The sequence below is a fragment of the Microbacterium gorillae genome (assembly GCF_050990725.1).
GTDB classification, from domain to species: Bacteria; Actinomycetota; Actinomycetes; order Actinomycetales; family Microbacteriaceae; genus Microbacterium; species Microbacterium gorillae_A.
This window is the reverse complement of record NZ_CP158844.1, coordinates 2,450,351-2,467,684: the sequence shown is the minus strand read 5'-3', so window position 1 is coordinate 2,467,684 and position 17,334 is coordinate 2,450,351. Positions and strand designations below refer to the sequence as shown.

Here is a 17,334-nt window from a genome sequence, read left to right as displayed (position 1 = left end):
CCGACATGGTGCTCACGACTCGTCCCCGTGCGCTCCGTCCAGCCATCCACGCCGCCTGCCGCGCATGTGGAGCGCATGAGCCACAGCAATCCGGATGAGACCCGCGCCGCGCTGACGGGCACTAACGAGACGAGCCGTGCGTCCGTCGTGCTGAACGGCAGTGGGCGTGTAATGCGCGACGCCGCCGTGACATCGCTCGCTGCACTGGAAGCAGGCGAGTGGCTGGCTGACGGCTTTCCGCGGCGGCAGCGTAAAGCACGGCGGGTGCACTTCTTCCCGCAGGGTGAGCAGCTGTCCGTCTGCATGCGTGCGCACACTCGCCCACCACGGGCGCTGCGGTTCGACCCCGAGACGTTCACGACCGAAGTGGACCCGGTCATCGGCAGGCCCCAGCATCGGACCCCGTGCGCGCTGTGCGCCATCCTCGTCGCCGACGATTCTCAGGCGTTGATGCTTCCGGTAGTACCCGCCATCGAGGGTGAGATCCCGGTGGACACGTGGTTCGAGCGCGACAGCGCCTACCCCTTCAGGATCACCCGAGCCATGGGAACCCGAGACACCGTCGCTCGCTTCGCTGTGGCCGAGGGCGTCACCTCGGGCGCTCACCTCTATCGAGTGACGTCCCTCTTCACGGCAACCGCGCTGGCGATCGAGTTCGTCCGCGCCATTGGGGCAGAGAACGCACCAACCAGCGAGGAAGTGCCTGCGCCCTGCGCATGCTGCGGCCAGAACTCCAGCAGTGCAGCGGGCGACACATGCCAGGCCTGTCGCAACGCGGCGAAGTACGTGCACGCCTGGACCTACTACGAAGACAGTGGCATCAACCAGGAAGGGTTCGACGACTGGGCGCGCGACGTCGCGTGGAACTCGGGCAACGAGAACCATCCGTCCGACGAGCAGCGCGCTGCAATGGAGTATCTGGTGCGCCTTTTTGGAACCATCATCGACCACCCCTGGATCGGTGTTGCTGGGCATCCTGACGACCCCGAGTGCGCGCACCGAGCGGACGGTACCGACACCACCTACTGCGGCGAGCCCGAGCGCCATCACCTGTGGAGTACACGGTGAGCGACGGCGAGATCCGAGCTGCAGCCGTCCTTTGGCCGGGCGCCGGCCAAGACGGCGCGTGGCGCGGCGTCATCGACGAGACTCATGAGCGCATGAGCGCCCTCGGGCCAGTCACGACGGGAGAGCGGCGGTGGCGCTGCTTCCACAAGCACCAGACCGAAGCCGCCGCGACCAGGTGTGCGCAGCGTCAATTGCGGGCCAAGCCGATGGGAGGCGCGGAGTGAACGTGATACCCAAACTCGACTTGACCAACCGGACGCCGATGGAGCAGTGGATCCTGTCCACCATCCCGGTAATCGAGTCCCCGACCGCTACACGTGGAACCGCCATCTTCGTGGGCAAGGAAGCTTTCATGGATGCGCCGACTGTTCCCGCTGTCGTGATGAACGCGTTCGACGCCGCGGCGCTCAAGATCGCTGCTGCGGGCGGAGGGCGGATGTCTGACCCCTCAGTGCAGCTCGCAGCCTTGCACGAGGTTGTGACGCGCCGCGCTGACGAAGCCGCTGGCCGAGCATCGCGCCGCCTGGATCGCATGGTTGCAGCGATGAACGAACCCCGAGCGGAGCGCGTCGATATCTACTGCGCGGCCTGCTACGACTTCGACGCCTGCGGGCGCCGGTGCCGATTCCGGGCACCGGCGCAGCCGATTGGTGATGGTGTGTGATGCGTGCTCCGACCCCCTTGCCCGTAGTCACGCTCCCGGACGGTTCTTGCGCTTCCTGGTGGGGCTCGCTTGGCCACTTCGACTACCTGCACCGCTGCGTGCAGCCAGTCGGTCACGAGGGCTGGTGCCGGTGCGAGTGTGGCGCGAAGCCCAGGAAGCACGGTGCCTCTCGCCGGCGCAGCGACGGAAACGGGGAGAAGATGCCGTGCCCGAATCACTCGGTCTGTGGTCGTCACTCGGACCCTGACGGCACGGTGTACGGGACGGACTTCTGCCCGGTCCACAAGACCGCGGATCAGCCGATTGGTGGACGCGATGACTGAGCTGGTGGAGATGACTGCGGACGAGGCTGAGTTCATCGCTGAGTGCATCGCTACGGCGTTGCCGACAGACGAGGGAGCGGCCAAGTATTTCGAGATCGCTGACCGCATCAGGGCCGCTGAAGCCGCGGATCAGTCGATTGGAGGTGGTGAGTCATGAAGCTGCGATGCACGCTCTGCGGGTTCGAGCAGCCCGTGTACGAGGAAGACCCGGACGCCGCGGTGGATGACATGGTGCACCACACCGCGCGCGTCCACGGCGGTGATCCACGCCTCGTCCTGCCAAGCACCATCGAAGTGGTGCACGCGGATCAGTCGATTGGTGCTGGTGAGTGATGGCATTCGGGGGCATCGATGACTGGATCTGCGAGTGCGATGCGTGCGGCGAGGAATGCGTCGGGCGCACGCCTCAGCAGGCGGCGAAGTTCCTGCGCGAGCATCGCGAAATCTGCAACGTGCTCGCCAATCAGTCGATTGGTGGTCGTGAGTGATGAGCGGGATCAACGTCAAGCCGGTGACGGCGAAGGCCACGCTGTACTGCGACAAGTGCGGAAACCGATGGGAATCTCGCCTCTATGAACCCCAGCGGTGGGGCGACGAGGTGCCGATGATCCGCGAGGCGTTGGCCGTTGGCTGGCGTATCTACATGGCTGGTCGCGGTCAGCGGACGTACTGCCCGTCCTGCGCTCCGAGCAAGCCGATGCGCCTGGTGCACGGCACGGATCAGTCGATTGGAGGCGCGTCGTGATCGGGCTGCGCGCGGCGTTCTTCCTGGAGTTCTGCCACTGCTGCTGGGATGGATGCGACTGCGGCTGCGTGCTCGACTGTCGCATCCTGAGCCACCGCGAGGAAGCGGGCGTCACGGATCCGCCGATTGGAGGACGTGATGAGTTATCTGCGCATCGCCGGCCATGAGGATTCCAGCGTCTCCGCCGGAGGCACTGGCTACTGGGTGTGGGCTTGCGCGTGCGGGGCAACGAGCAGTTCATCCACTCGCATGACCGAACGCCAGGCGGCGGCTGCCCGAGATCGCCATCTGCGCGCCGCTCGAGCGCGCGCAGATCAGTCGACTGGCGGTGAGTGATGAGCGCAGACCGCACATACCGGCTATCTCGTAACGGCCTGCATGGTGTCCATGACGAAGCGACGGACTGGAACTTCGGCTACTACAACCCCGCGAAGCGCGTGGAGGGCAAGCGGATGTACTTCACCGAGTGCGGCGAGATGGGGTGCTTCTGGGAGAGCGGGATCCATTGTCTCGACATGGTGGCCCGCGATCTCGTCGCGCACTATCTCGAAGCACATGGAACCCCACAGCGCGACCGAGCGGACGCGATGCCTGACGCGGTTCGACGCGAGGCCGAGGCAGTCGCGCTGCGTGTCTACCCGGAGCGGCACCACGTCCACATGCGTCAGGCATATGCGGACGCCTACGAGCGCGGGCATCGAGTCGCCGCAGCCAGCAGAATGGCGGAGGTGACGAGCGATCAACTCGACATCACGATTGTGCCGCTCATCCAGAGCGACGGAGCCGACGCGGGCTACGCCGTCCGAATTGACGGACACGTCTTCTCAGCTGAAGAAGCGATGCACCAAGCGACGCGCATCAAGGCATATGTGAACGGTGAAGATCGTCGTCGAGCGCTTGAGCGTCCAGACCAGTCGACTGGCGGGCGCGAGTGATGGACATGAAGCACGCCGCTGAGGTGGTCATTCTCGTGGACCCCGCACAGGACTATGACGAATCGCTGACGATCCTGGGCGTCTACTCGACACTCGCTGCCGCGAAGGCCGCACTCCCGCGCTTCCGTCACATGCCGTACCCGCAGTGCGCGGCAGCGTATCTGTGGTATCCGGATCGCATCACCGAGGCGCAGCGGTGGCGGGGTGGCGAGCTGGTCGAGACTCACACGTTCCACCCGGACAGTGGGTGGACACTGAATCAACCAGCAGCGGTGTCGTGATGGACGCGAAGTTCATCGTGAACGCGCTCCGTTCGCATCACTCGGGCGCCGCGCTCGTGCATGAGGTCGTCATCGCTGACCACCTGTGGGATGAGCGCACCGCCGAATCTGCGCCTACCTGGCGCATTGACGTGCTCATGTTCAACGGCCTGCAGCGCACAGCAATCGAGGTGAAGGTCACGCTCGAGGACTGGAGACGTGACACGCACCAGAATCGCGCGCCGTGGGCCGCCGTCACGAATCGCTTCGTCTACGCAGTGCCTGCCGAGCTCTACGAGAAGGTCGCGAATCGGATCCCCGAGTATCGGCTCGACGTGGGAGGTTGCGGCATCTGGACCGTCGACGATGCTGGCCGGGTGAAAGTTGCCCGCAAGGCTGAGATCCGGTCGCACCCTGAGCCGCTCCCGCAGCATGTTGTCCAAGCACTCGCGTACCGGGCAGCGAAGAACACCACTGATTGGGGGAGCGAATGAGCGAGCAGTGGACGCGCACGAGCACTTCGCTGCCTGCCGAAGGGGTTGTCGTCGACACCATCGGTCCAGCAGGCGTCGCCCAGCCGCTGAAACGGATGGGCAGCCTATGGTTCTTCGCCGACGGATCCATGTACGTCTACTACACGCCCGCCTATTGGAGACAGAGGCAGCATGATTGATGAGATCAGCCCCATCCATGTCGCCAACACGGTCCTCGCTGAGGCATCTCGTGGCGGCCTTGTGCTCGGGCAAAAGCAGCTCTTCGCAGCCGTGGATGAGATCTACAAGGCGCGACCCGGACTCCTGCCGCCGGGGGAGAAGATCGTCACTGAAGCGCAGCGAGGCTCCGGCCCGGCATCACTGCACGCGAAGTTCCGGACGGTCGCGCCAGGGCCAATCCGCCTGATGATCCCAACCGCCGGCGGCCATGCCGAGTACGCGCCGTCACTTCGAGACGCTGCGCGTCTAGTTCGAAAATCGAGGTGGTTCTGGATCGAGCGTCGGCGATAATGGCGAAGGCCTCTGACGAGGCGCGCAACCCTTGCGTACCGCGTCAGAGGCTGTTCGATAGGCCCAATGCCCTTTTGAAGCAGTGTCAGCTAACCTGAGGAGTCGTGCACGCAAGTCGCCCAGAGGGCACTCGTGACGTGTTCGAGCGAGCCCGAGCGCAGACACCTGGTTAGCAGCGTCCTCTGCCCTTAGGTGTAGAGGTCCATCACATACGCCGACGCTTTCGATGTCGCCTTTATTACCCCGCTCGCAAGTTCCGATCCGTCGTCCGGAATGAGCCACGCGTCGAAGCGGTAGTGCTCCTGGCTAGACTGCACAAACCCACGGTGGTCAATGTCCCGGCCGCGCGCGGAGCAACGTACTCGAACTCGTCCCGCGCCGGGGGCGAAGTTCTCGGTGTGACCGTCTCCAAAAAACCCGACCCCATATAGTCCGCCGGACGGGCAAAGAACATCAAACCATGCGATGTCCTCCCAGTCCTCTAAATTGTCGAAATCCGGCTCAACCTTGTGGGACAAGACTTCAACCATCACCTTCCCCGTGTCTATGCCTGTGAAAACGACGCCGCCGTCGCCCTCATCCATGCGAGCAATCAGCCCTCCAACTGTGGGATAAATGGGCATTCCGGATCCGCCTTCTGGCTGGATGTTTATCATCGAGTACATCGCTCCGAGGGGCACCTCGCTCATGGTAGACCCACTACGCCAGCGCCGAAGTAGTCGCCGGGGATGATGCGGTTTTCCTTGTAGAACTTGCTGAGGGAGTTGCCATGATTCGTATTGTCGGTGGCAATGACTTGGCACCTACTCCACCCGGAAGGGCCGCTGCCAGCGACTTGCTTGTAGCCGCACCCGCTCAGTACCCGCATGGGCCCGCCACCTGTTGATGCGCCTTCTTTGGTGGACGCGTACGGATACTCGTCACAGCTGTAAAGCGGCTTCGCCTGGGGGGCATGGTCGCACGCCTTGTCGCGGTTGGCGGAGGCCTCGGTCGGCCATGCCCTTGTTAGCCAGTAATCAAGACCAGTCTCTTGGGCCCTGTCAATGTGGACTGCGACGGTGGGCCAGTTCTGCGTATCCCACGTCTGAGCAAGAATCACTGCATCATTCACGCATCCGTGGCCCATGCCCCAGACCACATTGTTATCGCAGCGCAACTGAGGTGAAGCGGCTGATCTGCCGGCTATCGTGGACGAAGCGGATGGCTTGATGTAGGCGCCCCAAACACTGCTCAAGGTGCCCTTCGTCCCCATGCCGAGACTCGATTTCACTTTCCCGGTTACCTTCAGCCATGAACTTCCGAGCGTTGAGTTTAGTTGTCCTTCTGTTCCCGCGCAGGTGTTCTTAGGCACGTAGCACATGAGCACGGCTTGCAAGCCATATGAACTGGTTCGACCCACTCCCGTAGAATGATACATACGAATGTAGAAGGTGCTGTCGTAGCCAGCGCTGAGTTTGGCGCCTTTCACAATGGTCACCTGCTGAACCGAGAAGGTGCCGAGGACCTCACCTGTTTTTGGAATCACGATCTTGCCCGTACTGTCATCCAGTACGCAGGCCCCGTAGCGACCCCTGTTTACGATGTACAGATTCTTGGTTACGCATTCTGCGGGCGGTGGTGCTACAGCCATAAAGCTTGTGATTGGTGGGGGCGGTGTGTATGTCGGCAGCGCCGTGGACAATGGCGTTCCCCAGCCCATGCTGCCCGGCGTGGGCGTTGCGGGAGCGGACGAGGCGGCCTGCGCACATTGCTTCAATCGAGCTAAATAGATGTCACCGATCACCATGGGACAGTTGCCTGCCTTTAGTAGAAGGGAGTCTGTAACTTCACTGGCCCAGGACCCAACCGGCCCACTTTGGAGTGATTGTGCCGAGATCCCCGCGCCCTGCAGCTCTGCCTTGACATCGGCAGGAAGCGTGCTGCCGTTCCCCGACCAGAGAAATGCGCGATCCATTACGGGCTCAAGTGGCTGGGACTTCTCCGGTGCCAACGGGTTGCGATAGCCCACCTGCCCGTCGCTGCCCACGAACTTTGTCGTGAGGTCGATATCGGGCGGGGGTGGAAAAGACTTGTCAGCTGGCTCGGCGTACGCAACCGCGTCCTCAGGTTGACCATATGAGGAAAGGTCGCTGCTGTTTACCAGGGACGAACTGCCAGAACCTGTGCTCGAGCTTGCTTCTGCGGCCTCGGACGCCCCTGGTGGACTGCTCGATTGTCCCTCGTCCGCCACCGCAGCCGACGGTGCGATTACAGCCAACGCGATGCCTAATGCGAGCGCGAGTCTTGTAGCTTTCTTCATTGAAACCCCCAGATCAAACGGCAACTCAGACATCCCCGTCTGTGTACCGGCTGTGAGGAAGGTAGCAGGGTGATCGCCATGAAGGAAAGCGAAAGTTGAGATTGAACCCATCTGTCGGCGAACTTGTTCTGTGCACCGTCTATCCTGTGGTGTGACGAGCTGGTGCGCGGGTCTTCGCGCCCAGAGCCTACCCCGCGCGTCAATGAGTCCACATGGTCAGACGCTGGCTAGCTTCCGCGTTGTCTCGTCGCGATGCGACAGTGAACCTGGGGCGTTGAGGCGGACAGGCGTCATCCCCGAAGGCGCCGCAGGACGGATTCCGGAGTGTTCGGGTTGCGTGCAACGGCAGTGCGGACGGCGTGGAGCTCGTCGCCAGCAAGGCGTTCGAGAATCGTGGCCGGCAGGGCCGGGTTCTTCGCGAACGCGTGCCTGACGAACGGGTCGGGATCGTCTGCGAGTGCGGTCGCGTCCGCTGCTCGCGGGTTCGAGGCGACAGCTCGGCGCACCCGCGAGGACGCATCCGAAGCCAACGCCGCAATCTCGTCAACCGTCAGGTTCGTGTTCTTCGCTGCGTGCTCGCGCACCCAATCATCAGCGTCCCGAACCGAACGCGCGATTATGTCGCGAGGCGCGGCCGGGTTCGACGCCACCATCGCGCGCGTCTGATTGCCCGTCGACGTGTCATCCGCGAGCCGGCGAAGAGTTTCGGGGCTTGTCGACGTGTTCGCGCCCACCTCGGCCATGCAGTAGCCGCTGGAGTTGGCGAGACGATCGAGCACTTCCGGGCTTGTGCGAGGGTTGGACGCCACACACTGACGGACATACGGATCACGGTCGCCTGCCATCTGATCCAGGAGCGCCGTGGGAGTGTTCGGGTTCTGCGCCGCCGCAGATCGCACGCCCGAATCGCCATCGCGTGCCAACCCAATCAGCGTGTGCGGGTCCGTTTTGACGCTTGACGCTGCAGCGTATCGGACCGATCGGTGGTTGCTCTCAGCGAGCATGTCCATCGTGGAAGAGCCGGTGTTCGGATGCTCCGCGACGGCTTGCAGGGTCCGCTCGTTGTCGCCTGACGTCTGTGCGATCAAGGTGAGAGCGTCCGCCGGCGATTTCGGGTTCTTCGCGACCGCGAGCTGCACGCCGCTGGCTCGGTGGTTGGCGAGCCGCTCGAGCGCCCTCGGATCCTCGGTCATCTTCGCCTCGGCGTAGTCGCGGCTGACCTTCAGATCGATCGTGGGGGAGTGGATGGCTTCGGAGTCATCACCGATCGGAACGTAGGCGACAATCGGGATCCCGTCCGTGTCGAGCACGATGATGCTTCCGTTGGCGTCTTGGCGCGCGCTCTTGTGCGCCCAGTCCAGGTGCACGCCACGGCCGTTGCCGTCCAACGTGGTCATGTCGTACGGTGTCTGCTTCGCAACAGTCCGGATGATCGGGGTGCCGTCGTCATCCTTGCGGTGCCCACCGAGGTAGACGACCTGAACTCGCTGCCCGACAGGCAGTTCCCGTCGAGCTTGCGCTGCGCTGATCATGCTCAGGCTCTCGCCTCCGATGACGAGCTCGCGTGCTTCCTTCTGGTTCTCGGGGGCGGCGAGAAGGCCGCTGGTCGGGGCGACGTTGACACGCCCGTCGAATCGTCCCGCGCCCGGGGCGCCGGCGCCCCGGTGAATATTGCCGCTTCTGTCGATGGTGGTCATGCCCACATGAGTGCGGCGGGGGCGGTCCCGTGCACGCCATCACATGGCGAATGTGTCCTGCGTCCACTCCCAGGCGGCAGACTGGTCCTCCCTCGATCCTGCTGCGACCGCTCGTCCCACCGCAGCGGTTCTGTGCACTTCACCTACAGCCCACATCGTGCGGTCGTCATCGTTCACGTGCTCGTGTGCTTGAGTGATCGGGATCCCCGCCCGCTGCGCCGCCCTGAGACGCTCTGGGCTTCCTCCCGCGCTCACCCACGCGGCCAGCCCCTCGATCGCGGCCTGTGGATCACCGTCGATGTTCACACGGCGGCCGTCACGGATCGGTGCCAGCCACGGTTGCAGATCCGTGATTCCCGCACCGTACAGCGCCTCCCACGCACGCGGGTCTTTCGCGCCGCGACGCACGTACTCGATCACCGCGGAGGCTGGTGCGCTGGTCCGTGCACGAACGGCAACGATGTCGCGAATCATGTTCCCTGTCGACAGCGGGTTCATGTCCGATCCCGTGCCGTACAGCCCGCCTGGCTTCGGCTCGCAGACGCTCCGCCAGACACGGAAGTCAGCAGCTGTCGTCACACCGCCCTTCGCGAGCTCAGCGATATCGACTGGGGTTAACGTGCTGGAAGCGCTACGCAAGCTCCTCGCGGCCTTCGCGGACACCCCATTACTCACGAGCGTCGCTGCGTCGGCTGGACTGATGCTCGGCCCGAACGCTCTCGCCAGCTCCGGGTCTACAGGAACGCCACTTCGCACGTAGTCGAGTGCGAGATCTCCGTTCAGGCCGGAGCTACGCGCGAAATCCGCCACCGACTCCGCATTTGGCAACGCAGATCGGCCCACCGCGCCTAGTTTCGCGGAACTCACCCCGACGTCCGCCCATCGTCTCGCGAGTGCTGGTTCCACACCACTGTCGATGAGTGCCAGAAGGTTCTGCGGATCGGGCCCAAGCCACTTCGAGAACTCCGCATCGCCTTGAACCGCTGACACCCATTCGGCGAGAGTGTCGTCTTCCACCCGGTGGAGGACGACAGCGACGGTCGCGTTGCGAATCCCGAGCTCTCTCAGTTCTGCGAGTCGACCCACCGTCAGGCCTTCCCTGAGCGCACGGCCGCGGCTCATTTTCTCCACCGCCTCCATCACATCCGCGATATCGGCCGGGGTCCGATAGCCCGCTGCCCACAAGTCTGAGGGGCTCAGATGCTCGCGTGCGTCCAGGGAAAACCGGATGATCACATCGGCGGCGAATGCAGGATCACATCCCGACTCCGTGGCTTCAATGATCTGATGCTCGGCGATACTCCTCGCTGTTTCCTCGCTGTAGTAGCCGTGGTTGCCGGACAGGTGCGCAGTCAACCGGCCGATCTGCATCTCGATCGATCCGTTTTCGACGAGCGTTCCCGTCGGGGCGACATTGACACGCCCGTCGAACCGTCCCGCTCCCGGGGCGCCGGCGCCCTTGTGGATGTTGCCGCTTCTGTCGATGGTGCTCATGCCTACATGAGTGCGGCAGCAGTGGCTGATGCGCCGCGCATGTGCGAGGCATGGCCCACTCCTCCCACATCACGTCCCAGCTCGCCGCCGTGAAGCTCGCTCACACACTGATGCTCGGCGGATCCGTCACCGCTGATCAGCAGTCCACGCTTCGCCAGTTCGCCGGCTGGGGTGCCCTCGCACGTGCCTTCGCGAAGGAGCCGAAGGGGCAGTGGCTGGAAGCCGCTGATCTTCTTGACGAGGTTGTGCCTGCGGACGCGCTGCTGCGCGCGGGGGAGCAGCTGGACACTTCGTTCTTCACGCCGACTCACATCACTGATGCTGTCTTCGACCTTCTGCGCTCGACCGGCTTCACGAGCGGGCGTGTCCTTGAGCCGGGGTGCGGGTCAGGGGCGTTCATGTCCGCAGCTCCCGCTGATCTCGACATCGACTGGACTGGGGTGGAGGTCGACCCCACGTCTGCGCGGATCGCCAGCATCCTGCACCCGTCCGCGGAGATCATCGTGGGGAAGCTGGAGAACACGGTTCTTCGTGACGAGCACTACGACGCCGCAGTCGGCAACGTCCCATTCTCGTCCGTCCGCGTGCGAGACAGCGAGGGTCGCAGTGGGGCGCTGCACAACTACTTCATCGAACGGGCTGTCGCCGCGGTCCGTCCGGGCGGGTACATCATCCTTGTCACCAGCCGGCACACGATCGACTCACAGCACGGGATCCTGGAATCGATCCGCGACATGCAGGGGGCAGCTTTCATCGGCGCCGTTCGCTTGCCGTCGGGTGCGTTCGCGGAGTCCGGAACGGACGCGGTGACCGACATCGTCGTGATCCGCCGGAACGACCCGACGTGCACGCGAACTGCATACGCCGGTCCCGCGGACTTCGAACAGGTCGACCTCGGGTGGGACTCGTACGGCTATCGGCCGCGCCGTGAGACGCGCGATCTTCGTGTCGTGATCGCCGAGCCCGACGTTCCAGGGCAGGAGATCTCCGAGCCGGCTATCGTCTCCCGCTACTGGGAGCTGAACCCTGCTCACGTGGCGGGGGTGATGCGTTCCACAACGTTCACACGAAGCCCGCTGGTCGTCCGCTCTGAGGACCCGGCAGGGGATGTGGCGAGGTCGATCGGCGCTCTCATTGAGTTGATGCCGCCGATGGCGGAACGGACGGACATCGCCGACCTGAGTGATGTCGTATTGGTAGACGCTGAGGGTCGCAAGGAAGGGTCCATCCACGCCCTGGACGGTCAGCTGTTCCGGGTGGAGCGCGGCGTTCTCGTCTCTCTCCGCGCAAACAAGGAGCTCACCGCGCTCGTCGAACTCCGCGACCTCGCCGTAGAGCTCCTGGATGCCGAATCCAACCCTCACACCCCGGACGAAGAGATCGCGCCTCTGCGGGACTCGGCGCGCGCCGCGTACACGGCCTACGTGTCGCGGTTCGGGAACCTGAACCGGGGGACTCTCGTCGAAGGGCGCACCGATGAGGAGACGGGGCTGCCGGCCCTGTCGTGGCGTCGCCCACCCATGGGTGGTTTCCGCCGCGACCCGGACGCGCCACTCGTGATGGCACTCGAGGTCTTCGATCAGGACACCGGCGAGGCTGGGCCCGCGCCGATCCTCCTGCACCGCGTCAACCGCGCCCCCAAGCCCATCGAGCGCGTGGACGAGCCCGCTGAAGCACTCGCCGTTAGCATGGGCACCACGGGCCGCGTGGACCTGTCCGTGATCACCCGCCTGCTCGGCCTTGCCTCCGACGGTGAGGCTCGCGCAGCCCTTGGCGACCTGGTCTTCCATGACGGGGAGCGGCTGGTCCCAGCCGCACAGTTCCTCTCCGGCAACATCCGACGCAAGATCGCTGAAGCTGAGCAGCGTGGCGATGACCGCGCTGCCGCTGCGCTGCGTTCGGTCACCCCGGCTGATCTGGGACCGCTGGAAATCAGGATGGGGCTCGGATCGCCGATCGTGAAGCCGGCGGACGTTGAGGCGTTCCTGCAGCAGGAGATGGGTGTGCGTTGGGCGTCCGTTCACCGTGCAGCGGAGGTCGGCGTCTGGGAGGTGGGAGATGCGCAGTCCGATCCCGCAGCGCAGCTGAAGTACGGCACCGCAGACGCAGCCCCGTGGTACCTCGTCGAATGTGCGCTGAACTCCCGCATGCCCGAGATCACTGACCGCGAGTGGAACAGCGATCGACAGGCCTGGGTGCAGATCCGCAACCCCCAGAAGTGCGCTGCGGCGAACGAGAAGCTGGAACTCATTCGCGATCGGTTCTCCACCTGGGTGTGGGAAGACGAGGAGCGCGCAACGCGGATCTGCCGCGAGTACAACGACAAGCTGAATTCTCACGTTCCCCGTGTCTACACCGGTGCCGGCTTCACCTTTCCTGGCATCGGCGTCGACTTCACGCTCTGGCCCCATCAGCGAGCAGCGGTTGAGCGGATCGTGAGCACTCCGCGAACGATGATCGCGCACCCTGTGGGTGCCGGCAAGACGAAGTCGATGATCGCGGCCGCGCGAACGCTGCGTCAGTTCGGTCTCGCGAACAAGCCGCTGATCGTCGTCCCGAATCATCTCCTGGACCAGATCGCCCGCGAGGCTCAGCAGACGTTCCCGACCGGGCGCTTCCTTGTGGCTTCGAAGGAGGACCTGGCACGGGACGCCCGCCGGCTGTTCGCAGCGCGATGCGCGACAGGGGACTGGGACGCCGTGATCATGACGCACAGTGCCTTCACGTCCATTCCCGTGCACCCGGACTCGGAGACCGGCTGGCTGAACGATGAGACGTTCGACCTGCGATGTGCGCTCCAGACCACTGAAGGCGGTCGGAAGGAGAAGGGTCCGAAAGCGATCTCCCGCGCCATTCGCGCCCTCGAAGCACGGATCTGGAAGCTGCGGGACAACGCGCTCACGGACCGCGATGCGATCTTCTTCGAACAGCTCGGCGTCGACTACATCATGGTCGACGAAGCCCATCTCTTCCGCCGGTTGGCGACGAACTCGACCAGCCGTGACAATGGGTTCGGCTCCGGAGCCTCGAAGCGTGCCACTGACCTTCTCGTGAAGATCGAGACGCTCGCCGCCCGCCGCCCCGCGGGCGCACCGATCGTTTCCTTGTTCACTGGCACGCCGTGGTCGAATACGTTGTCGGAGTCCTGGGTATGGCAGCGCTACCTTCAACCGGACGCGCTACACGAGCTGGATCTGATCGCTTTCGACGCCTGGGTGAGTGCATTCGTTCGCTACGAGACGAACATCGAGGTCGCGCCGGACGGCAGCGGATTCCGTCTGCAGCGACGCCCGGTCGGGATGATCAACGCGCCGGAGTTCAAGATGCTCTTCGCCCAAGTCGCCGACATTCTCGACCCCAAGAAGCTCGGGCTCGACCGGCCGGAGCACACTGTGGAGACGGTGGTCGTGGACCCGACACCTGGGCAGCGTTCATTCGTCCACGACCTTGCGAACCGCGCCGACGCGATCCGCAACAAGACCGCCCAGCGGCGATCCAATGTGACCGGCGGTCAGACGGATGACTCCATGCTCCTCGTCTGCACCGACGGGCGGAAAGTGGCACTGGATCCGCAGCTCGTGAACGTTTCGGAACGTTCGTCAAAGGTTCAGAAGCTCGCCGAGCTTGTCGGCGCTGCGTACCGCGAGAACGAGGGGCTATTGTTCGGATCTCACCCGACGCGCGGTGCGTTCCAGCTCGTGTTCCTCGACTTGGGAACCCCGAAGCCTTCGGACTCGTCGACCTATGGTCGTCTGCGACGCGCGATCGTCGACCAGGGGGTGCCTGCCGCACAGGTTCGCTTCGTGCACGACGCGAAGACGGACAAGGCGCGGGCTGCCTTGTTCGCGTCCTGCCGTGACGGTGAGGTGTCGGTGCTCATCGCGTCTACGTCGAAGGCCGGTATGGGGACGAACGTCCAGACCCGCCTTACGCATGTGTGGCATGCCGATGCGCCGTGGCTGCCGTCGGATGTCATTCAGCGCGATGGCCGCGCCATCCGCCCCGGCAACATGTCCGGACACGTGCGAATCACGCGGCTCGTCACCGAGGGGACGTTCGATGCCTACACCTGGCAGGCGCTGGAGCGGAAGTCGCGCTCGTTCGATGCGCTGTACGCCACCGGGGCGACAGCGCGCGAAATCGAGGACATCTCGGCTGCGTCCATCAGCTACGGCGAGGTCAAGGCGCTGGCGTCCGGTAACCCGCTGCTGCTGGAGCAGGCAACCGTCCGAGCCGAAGTCAAGAAGCTCCAGCTGATGCGCTCTGTCCACCTTCAGTCCATCCGCAAAGCGGAGCAGTCCGCCAAGCGGCTCGACGAACGCGCTGATTGGTTGCGTCGGGCTGCGAAAAGGGCGAAGGGAGCGCTGAGGGTCATCTCTGAGGCGGCGACCGATGACGAGCGCACGCACCTTGAACGGGCCGTTGAGGGGTGGATCACCGCCCAGTTGAACGGCGGCGGGTACGGGCTCGCGTACACAGCCACTCAGCGTGCGAGCTGGCGTGGGATTGCGCTTCGCCCGAAACACGAGAGCCGACGGCTCGTGCATGTGGACATCGACGTCGACTACAACACGATCGAGAGCATCCAGGTGCCGCCGAAGCTCATCCGGCGCGGATGGCGGCCAGTCGCGGACCTGATCGCTGCCACGACCGATCGGGTTCTGGATGCGCTTCCAGAACGCGTCACAGAGTGGACGGAGGCGGCCGAAGACTGCGCAACGCAGGCAGATGAGGCCCGATTCGCCGCGGCGACGTCCTACTTCCCCGATGAGGCAAAACTGCAGGACGCGCTCTCACGGCTTGCTCACGTGGAGGCAAAGATCGCCGAAGACGCGAACGAGCATGCTGTGGTGCTTGCATGAGTGGGCAAGGCACCTCCCCGGACAGGAATGCGGGCAGAGAGATGCGGGTGAAAACGAAGGAATTTCTCATCATGGATGGCGAGTTCCACGTAATCGAGGCCTCCGCCGAGACCAAGCGGCAGGTCAATCGGCTCAGTCGACGATCTGCGCATCGTCAACCGCGGCGCACGTGCATGAATGCGGAGCAGTACCGAGCGTGGTTGCTCGACCGGGTTGATGCGCTCGCTGCGTTCGACGTCACCGAGGCTGAACATGCCGAGACGTGCGTTGATCGTGCGACAGTGCTCTCCGCAAGTGTCGAGGATCTCTGGTCGGACTACACCAGCCAGGTGCCCCCGAGCGTCGACTCGGGACGCGTGCACATTCTGTAACGGTTGCCGCGCATGTGGTGTGTGAGGGCCCGTACGGTTCTCGTCTCCGAGCTCGTGTGGCCCGCGCCCCGCCGGCATCGAGGACAAGGTGCGCCGCATCACGTACGGAGCTGGGGAGAGCCCTCAGCACGACTCACACCACCTGATTCAGGTCGGCGCGCGGGACCGGCCAGGGAGAATCATGGTCAAGAACCACGCGCGCAAGAACGCAGCGAAGAAGGCCGGCGGGAAGCACACAGCAGCGCTGCGTGCAGTCGAGCGCGATCGGTCCGCCACCGATCTTGGCGTCCGTCCCTCTGATTGGTATGACTCGGTGGGAGTGACGATCATCGCGGGGCCCCGGGGATCCGGGAAGTCGCTTCTGGCTCGCCGGCTCGCTCCCGACGCTCTGTGGTCGCCAGAAGGTACCGCCGCGGCGCTGAGGCATGCAGCCGCGGAAGCCGCAAAGCTCGGGGTTCCCCTCGTCGTAGACGACGTCGCGTCGCCGAGCGCACTTGCGAAGCTCGTGTCCTGGTTCGGCGCCTCTGGGCCGGCTCTTATCGTGACCACGGAGGAGCGGCCGGGGGAGCTCGCCCATGTGGATGCCACGATCGTCCGCACCGTCCTCAACAGCGATGTCGTCGTCGTGCGGAAAGACCTGGCAGTCTGGCCAGTGCGGTTCGCCGCACCCACACCCGCCGAGCTGAACCTCCTTTACCACGTGCGGGTGTTCGGGCATTATGGGAGTGTTGTGTGCGGCGGGTGCAGTGAGCCATCCGGCGGAGGGGTTAGCTGGCGGCAGGCGCAAGTTCTCGACCACCAGGTACTGAGGGTCAGGGAACAGGTGCGTCTCGCGCACGACTCGAACGAGTCCCGCTGGTGGACCGTGCGTGTGAGCGATGAGCGCTTCAGCATCCTCACGCGGCAAGCTGATTTCCGTCCCAAGGGGCAGATGTTCTACACGATCATCGATACCGTACGTGGCGTTCGCGGGCCGTGCGATCTGATGTTCCCGCGCTGGGACATGAGCCGGGACGAGGACTGCGCAGAGCTGCTCCGCGCCCTCAACGCCCACGCGAGTCGAGGGTTGAGCGACGCGCCGCGGGCCGCGGACGAGATCACAACGCAGGTCGCGAACAACGTGCCGATCGAGATACTCGCGCGGCGCTGACATCGGCGCCGTCGTGCACGGCCCGATCGATGCAACGCTGCGCGAGCCGTGCATGTGCCGACCAAGGGCACCACATCTTGCATCGGAGCTCGCCATGCAAAAGGCAGACGTCTGCGGGAAAGGACGAGAGGAATTGTGTGATGCGTAAGCCTTCTCCGATCCCACTCGTAGCCGAGCCTCTCCGAGAGAACGATCCCTTGGCAATAGAGGCGGGCGTCGTAATCGTGTCGTTGAAAAAGCCGATCCCCGGCGGGGCGCAGTGTCACTATTGCCAGCGTCCTGCGTCCACGCGGGACCACATCGTCGCAAAGACACGTGGCGGTGTGAATAGTTGGTGGAACCTTGTCCCTTCCTGCGCGCGCTGCAACGGTGGTCGAAAGGGGTCAGGCAGCACGTGGTGCAGCTGTGCTTTCTGCATGCGGGCGATCTGGATGTATGACATGGGGTACCGACGCCGCTGAT

The 17,334-nt window shown here is 64.3% G+C and carries 19 protein-coding genes; 15 read left to right on the top strand and 4 right to left on the bottom strand.

Annotated elements, in window-relative coordinates; genetic code table 11:
* Window positions 1-75: 75 nt before the first annotated feature.
* The 11 genes from ABTV68_RS11280 (at window position 76) to ABTV68_RS11230 (ending at window position 4,668) form a co-directional block, all read left to right on the top strand.
* Window positions 76-1,068 (top strand): hypothetical protein, encoded by a 993-nt coding sequence (locus ABTV68_RS11280; RefSeq protein ID WP_433673767.1) that lies wholly within the window; start codon window positions 76-78, stop codon window positions 1,066-1,068.
* Window positions 1,065-1,292, top strand: a complete 228-nt coding sequence (locus ABTV68_RS11275; protein WP_433673766.1) for a hypothetical protein — start codon at window positions 1,065-1,067, stop codon at window positions 1,290-1,292. Before ABTV68_RS11280 ends, ABTV68_RS11275 begins: the two co-directional genes overlap by 4 nt.
* Window positions 1,289-1,732, top strand: a complete 444-nt coding sequence (locus ABTV68_RS11270; protein WP_433673765.1) for a hypothetical protein — start codon at window positions 1,289-1,291, stop codon at window positions 1,730-1,732. The genes ABTV68_RS11275 and ABTV68_RS11270 overlap by 4 nt, the downstream gene beginning before the upstream one ends.
* Window positions 1,733-2,047: 315 nt before the next feature.
* Complete coding sequence (locus tag ABTV68_RS11265; protein WP_433673764.1) at window positions 2,048-2,212, top strand: hypothetical protein; 165 nt, start codon at window positions 2,048-2,050, stop codon at window positions 2,210-2,212.
* The gene (locus tag ABTV68_RS11260) at window positions 2,209-2,388 is read left to right on the top strand and encodes a hypothetical protein (RefSeq protein WP_433673763.1); all 180 of its coding nucleotides are present in this window, start codon (window positions 2,209-2,211) and stop codon (window positions 2,386-2,388) included. The genes ABTV68_RS11265 and ABTV68_RS11260 overlap by 4 nt, the downstream gene beginning before the upstream one ends.
* On the top strand, window positions 2,388-2,543 hold the full coding sequence (locus ABTV68_RS11255) for a hypothetical protein (protein ID WP_433673762.1): 156 nt from the start codon (window positions 2,388-2,390) through the stop codon (window positions 2,541-2,543). The genes ABTV68_RS11260 and ABTV68_RS11255 overlap by 1 nt, the downstream gene beginning before the upstream one ends.
* Window positions 2,543-2,800 (top strand): hypothetical protein, encoded by a 258-nt coding sequence (locus ABTV68_RS11250; protein WP_433673761.1) that lies wholly within the window; start codon window positions 2,543-2,545, stop codon window positions 2,798-2,800. Before ABTV68_RS11255 ends, ABTV68_RS11250 begins: the two co-directional genes overlap by 1 nt.
* A gap of 335 nt (window positions 2,801-3,135) precedes the next feature.
* Complete coding sequence (locus ABTV68_RS11245; RefSeq protein ID WP_433673760.1) at window positions 3,136-3,735, top strand: hypothetical protein; 600 nt, start codon at window positions 3,136-3,138, stop codon at window positions 3,733-3,735.
* Window positions 3,736-3,740: 5 nt separating this feature from the next.
* On the top strand, window positions 3,741-4,016 hold the full coding sequence (locus ABTV68_RS11240) for a hypothetical protein (protein ID WP_433673759.1): 276 nt from the start codon (window positions 3,741-3,743) through the stop codon (window positions 4,014-4,016).
* The gene (locus tag ABTV68_RS11235) at window positions 3,983-4,489 is read left to right on the top strand and encodes a hypothetical protein (RefSeq protein WP_433673758.1); all 507 of its coding nucleotides are present in this window, start codon (window positions 3,983-3,985) and stop codon (window positions 4,487-4,489) included. The genes ABTV68_RS11240 and ABTV68_RS11235 overlap by 34 nt, the downstream gene beginning before the upstream one ends.
* Entirely contained in the window at window positions 4,486-4,668 is a 183-nt protein-coding gene (locus ABTV68_RS11230; RefSeq protein WP_433673757.1) for a hypothetical protein, read from the top strand. The genes ABTV68_RS11235 and ABTV68_RS11230 overlap by 4 nt, the downstream gene beginning before the upstream one ends.
* A gap of 519 nt (window positions 4,669-5,187) precedes the next feature.
* Here the strand turns inward: ABTV68_RS11230 and ABTV68_RS11225 are convergent.
* From ABTV68_RS11225 to ABTV68_RS11210, 4 genes are all read right to left on the bottom strand, one after another.
* Window positions 5,188-5,688 (bottom strand): hypothetical protein, encoded by a 501-nt coding sequence (locus ABTV68_RS11225; RefSeq protein ID WP_433673756.1) that lies wholly within the window; start codon window positions 5,686-5,688, stop codon window positions 5,188-5,190.
* Complete coding sequence (locus tag ABTV68_RS11220; protein WP_433673755.1) at window positions 5,685-7,331, bottom strand: NucA/NucB deoxyribonuclease domain-containing protein; 1,647 nt, start codon at window positions 7,329-7,331, stop codon at window positions 5,685-5,687. Before ABTV68_RS11220 ends, ABTV68_RS11225 begins: the two co-directional genes overlap by 4 nt.
* Before the next feature lie 257 nt (window positions 7,332-7,588).
* Window positions 7,589-8,995 carry a hypothetical protein gene (locus tag ABTV68_RS11215; RefSeq protein ID WP_433673754.1) on the bottom strand — a complete coding sequence of 469 codons (1,407 nt, stop codon included), beginning with the start codon at window positions 8,993-8,995 and terminating at the stop codon, window positions 7,589-7,591.
* Window positions 8,996-9,034: 39 nt separating this feature from the next.
* Complete coding sequence (locus ABTV68_RS11210; RefSeq protein ID WP_433673753.1) at window positions 9,035-10,489, bottom strand: hypothetical protein; 1,455 nt, start codon at window positions 10,487-10,489, stop codon at window positions 9,035-9,037.
* Between the two features lie 50 nt (window positions 10,490-10,539).
* Here ABTV68_RS11210 and ABTV68_RS11205 point away from each other — a divergent pair, with 50 nt between their 5' ends.
* From ABTV68_RS11205 to ABTV68_RS11190, 4 genes are all read left to right on the top strand, one after another.
* Window positions 10,540-15,351, top strand: a complete 4,812-nt coding sequence (locus ABTV68_RS11205) for a helicase-related protein (protein ID WP_433673752.1) — start codon at window positions 10,540-10,542, stop codon at window positions 15,349-15,351.
* Window positions 15,352-15,422: 71 nt separating this feature from the next.
* A complete protein-coding gene (locus tag ABTV68_RS11200) occupies window positions 15,423-15,722 on the top strand; it encodes a hypothetical protein (RefSeq protein WP_433673751.1) in 300 nt (99 codons plus the stop codon).
* Between the two features lie 88 nt (window positions 15,723-15,810).
* Entirely contained in the window at window positions 15,811-16,872 is a 1,062-nt protein-coding gene (locus ABTV68_RS11195) for a hypothetical protein (RefSeq protein ID WP_433673750.1), read from the top strand.
* Between the two features lie 29 nt (window positions 16,873-16,901).
* The gene (locus tag ABTV68_RS11190; RefSeq protein WP_433673749.1) at window positions 16,902-17,333 is read left to right on the top strand and encodes an HNH endonuclease; all 432 of its coding nucleotides are present in this window, start codon (window positions 16,902-16,904) and stop codon (window positions 17,331-17,333) included.
* Window position 17,334 lies beyond the last annotated feature (1 nt).

Bases quoted from the DNA above. Each gene is read 5' to 3' on its own strand.
- ABTV68_RS11280 (WP_433673767.1), top strand. From the start codon at position 76: ATGAGCCACAGCAATCCGGATGAGACCCGCGCCGCGCTGACGGGCACT.
- ABTV68_RS11265 (WP_433673764.1), top strand. From the start codon at position 2,048: ATGACTGAGCTGGTGGAGATGACTGCGGACGAGGCTGAGTTCATCGCT.
- ABTV68_RS11260 (WP_433673763.1), top strand. From the start codon at position 2,209: ATGAAGCTGCGATGCACGCTCTGCGGGTTCGAGCAGCCCGTGTACGAG.
- ABTV68_RS11255 (WP_433673762.1), top strand. From the start codon at position 2,388: ATGGCATTCGGGGGCATCGATGACTGGATCTGCGAGTGCGATGCGTGC.
- ABTV68_RS11250 (WP_433673761.1), top strand. From the start codon at position 2,543: ATGAGCGGGATCAACGTCAAGCCGGTGACGGCGAAGGCCACGCTGTAC.
- ABTV68_RS11245 (WP_433673760.1), top strand. From the start codon at position 3,136: ATGAGCGCAGACCGCACATACCGGCTATCTCGTAACGGCCTGCATGGT.
- ABTV68_RS11240 (WP_433673759.1), top strand. From the start codon at position 3,741: ATGAAGCACGCCGCTGAGGTGGTCATTCTCGTGGACCCCGCACAGGAC.
- ABTV68_RS11230 (WP_433673757.1), top strand. From the start codon at position 4,486: ATGAGCGAGCAGTGGACGCGCACGAGCACTTCGCTGCCTGCCGAAGGG.
- ABTV68_RS11225 (WP_433673756.1), bottom strand. From the start codon at position 5,688: ATGAGCGAGGTGCCCCTCGGAGCGATGTACTCGATGATAAACATCCAG.
- ABTV68_RS11220 (WP_433673755.1), bottom strand. From the start codon at position 7,331: ATGTCTGAGTTGCCGTTTGATCTGGGGGTTTCAATGAAGAAAGCTACA.
- ABTV68_RS11215 (WP_433673754.1), bottom strand. From the start codon at position 8,995: ATGACCACCATCGACAGAAGCGGCAATATTCACCGGGGCGCCGGCGCC.
- ABTV68_RS11210 (WP_433673753.1), bottom strand. From the start codon at position 10,489: ATGAGCACCATCGACAGAAGCGGCAACATCCACAAGGGCGCCGGCGCC.
- ABTV68_RS11205 (WP_433673752.1), top strand. From the start codon at position 10,540: ATGGCCCACTCCTCCCACATCACGTCCCAGCTCGCCGCCGTGAAGCTC.
- ABTV68_RS11200 (WP_433673751.1), top strand. From the start codon at position 15,423: ATGGATGGCGAGTTCCACGTAATCGAGGCCTCCGCCGAGACCAAGCGG.
- ABTV68_RS11190 (WP_433673749.1), top strand. From the start codon at position 16,902: ATGCAACGCTGCGCGAGCCGTGCATGTGCCGACCAAGGGCACCACATC.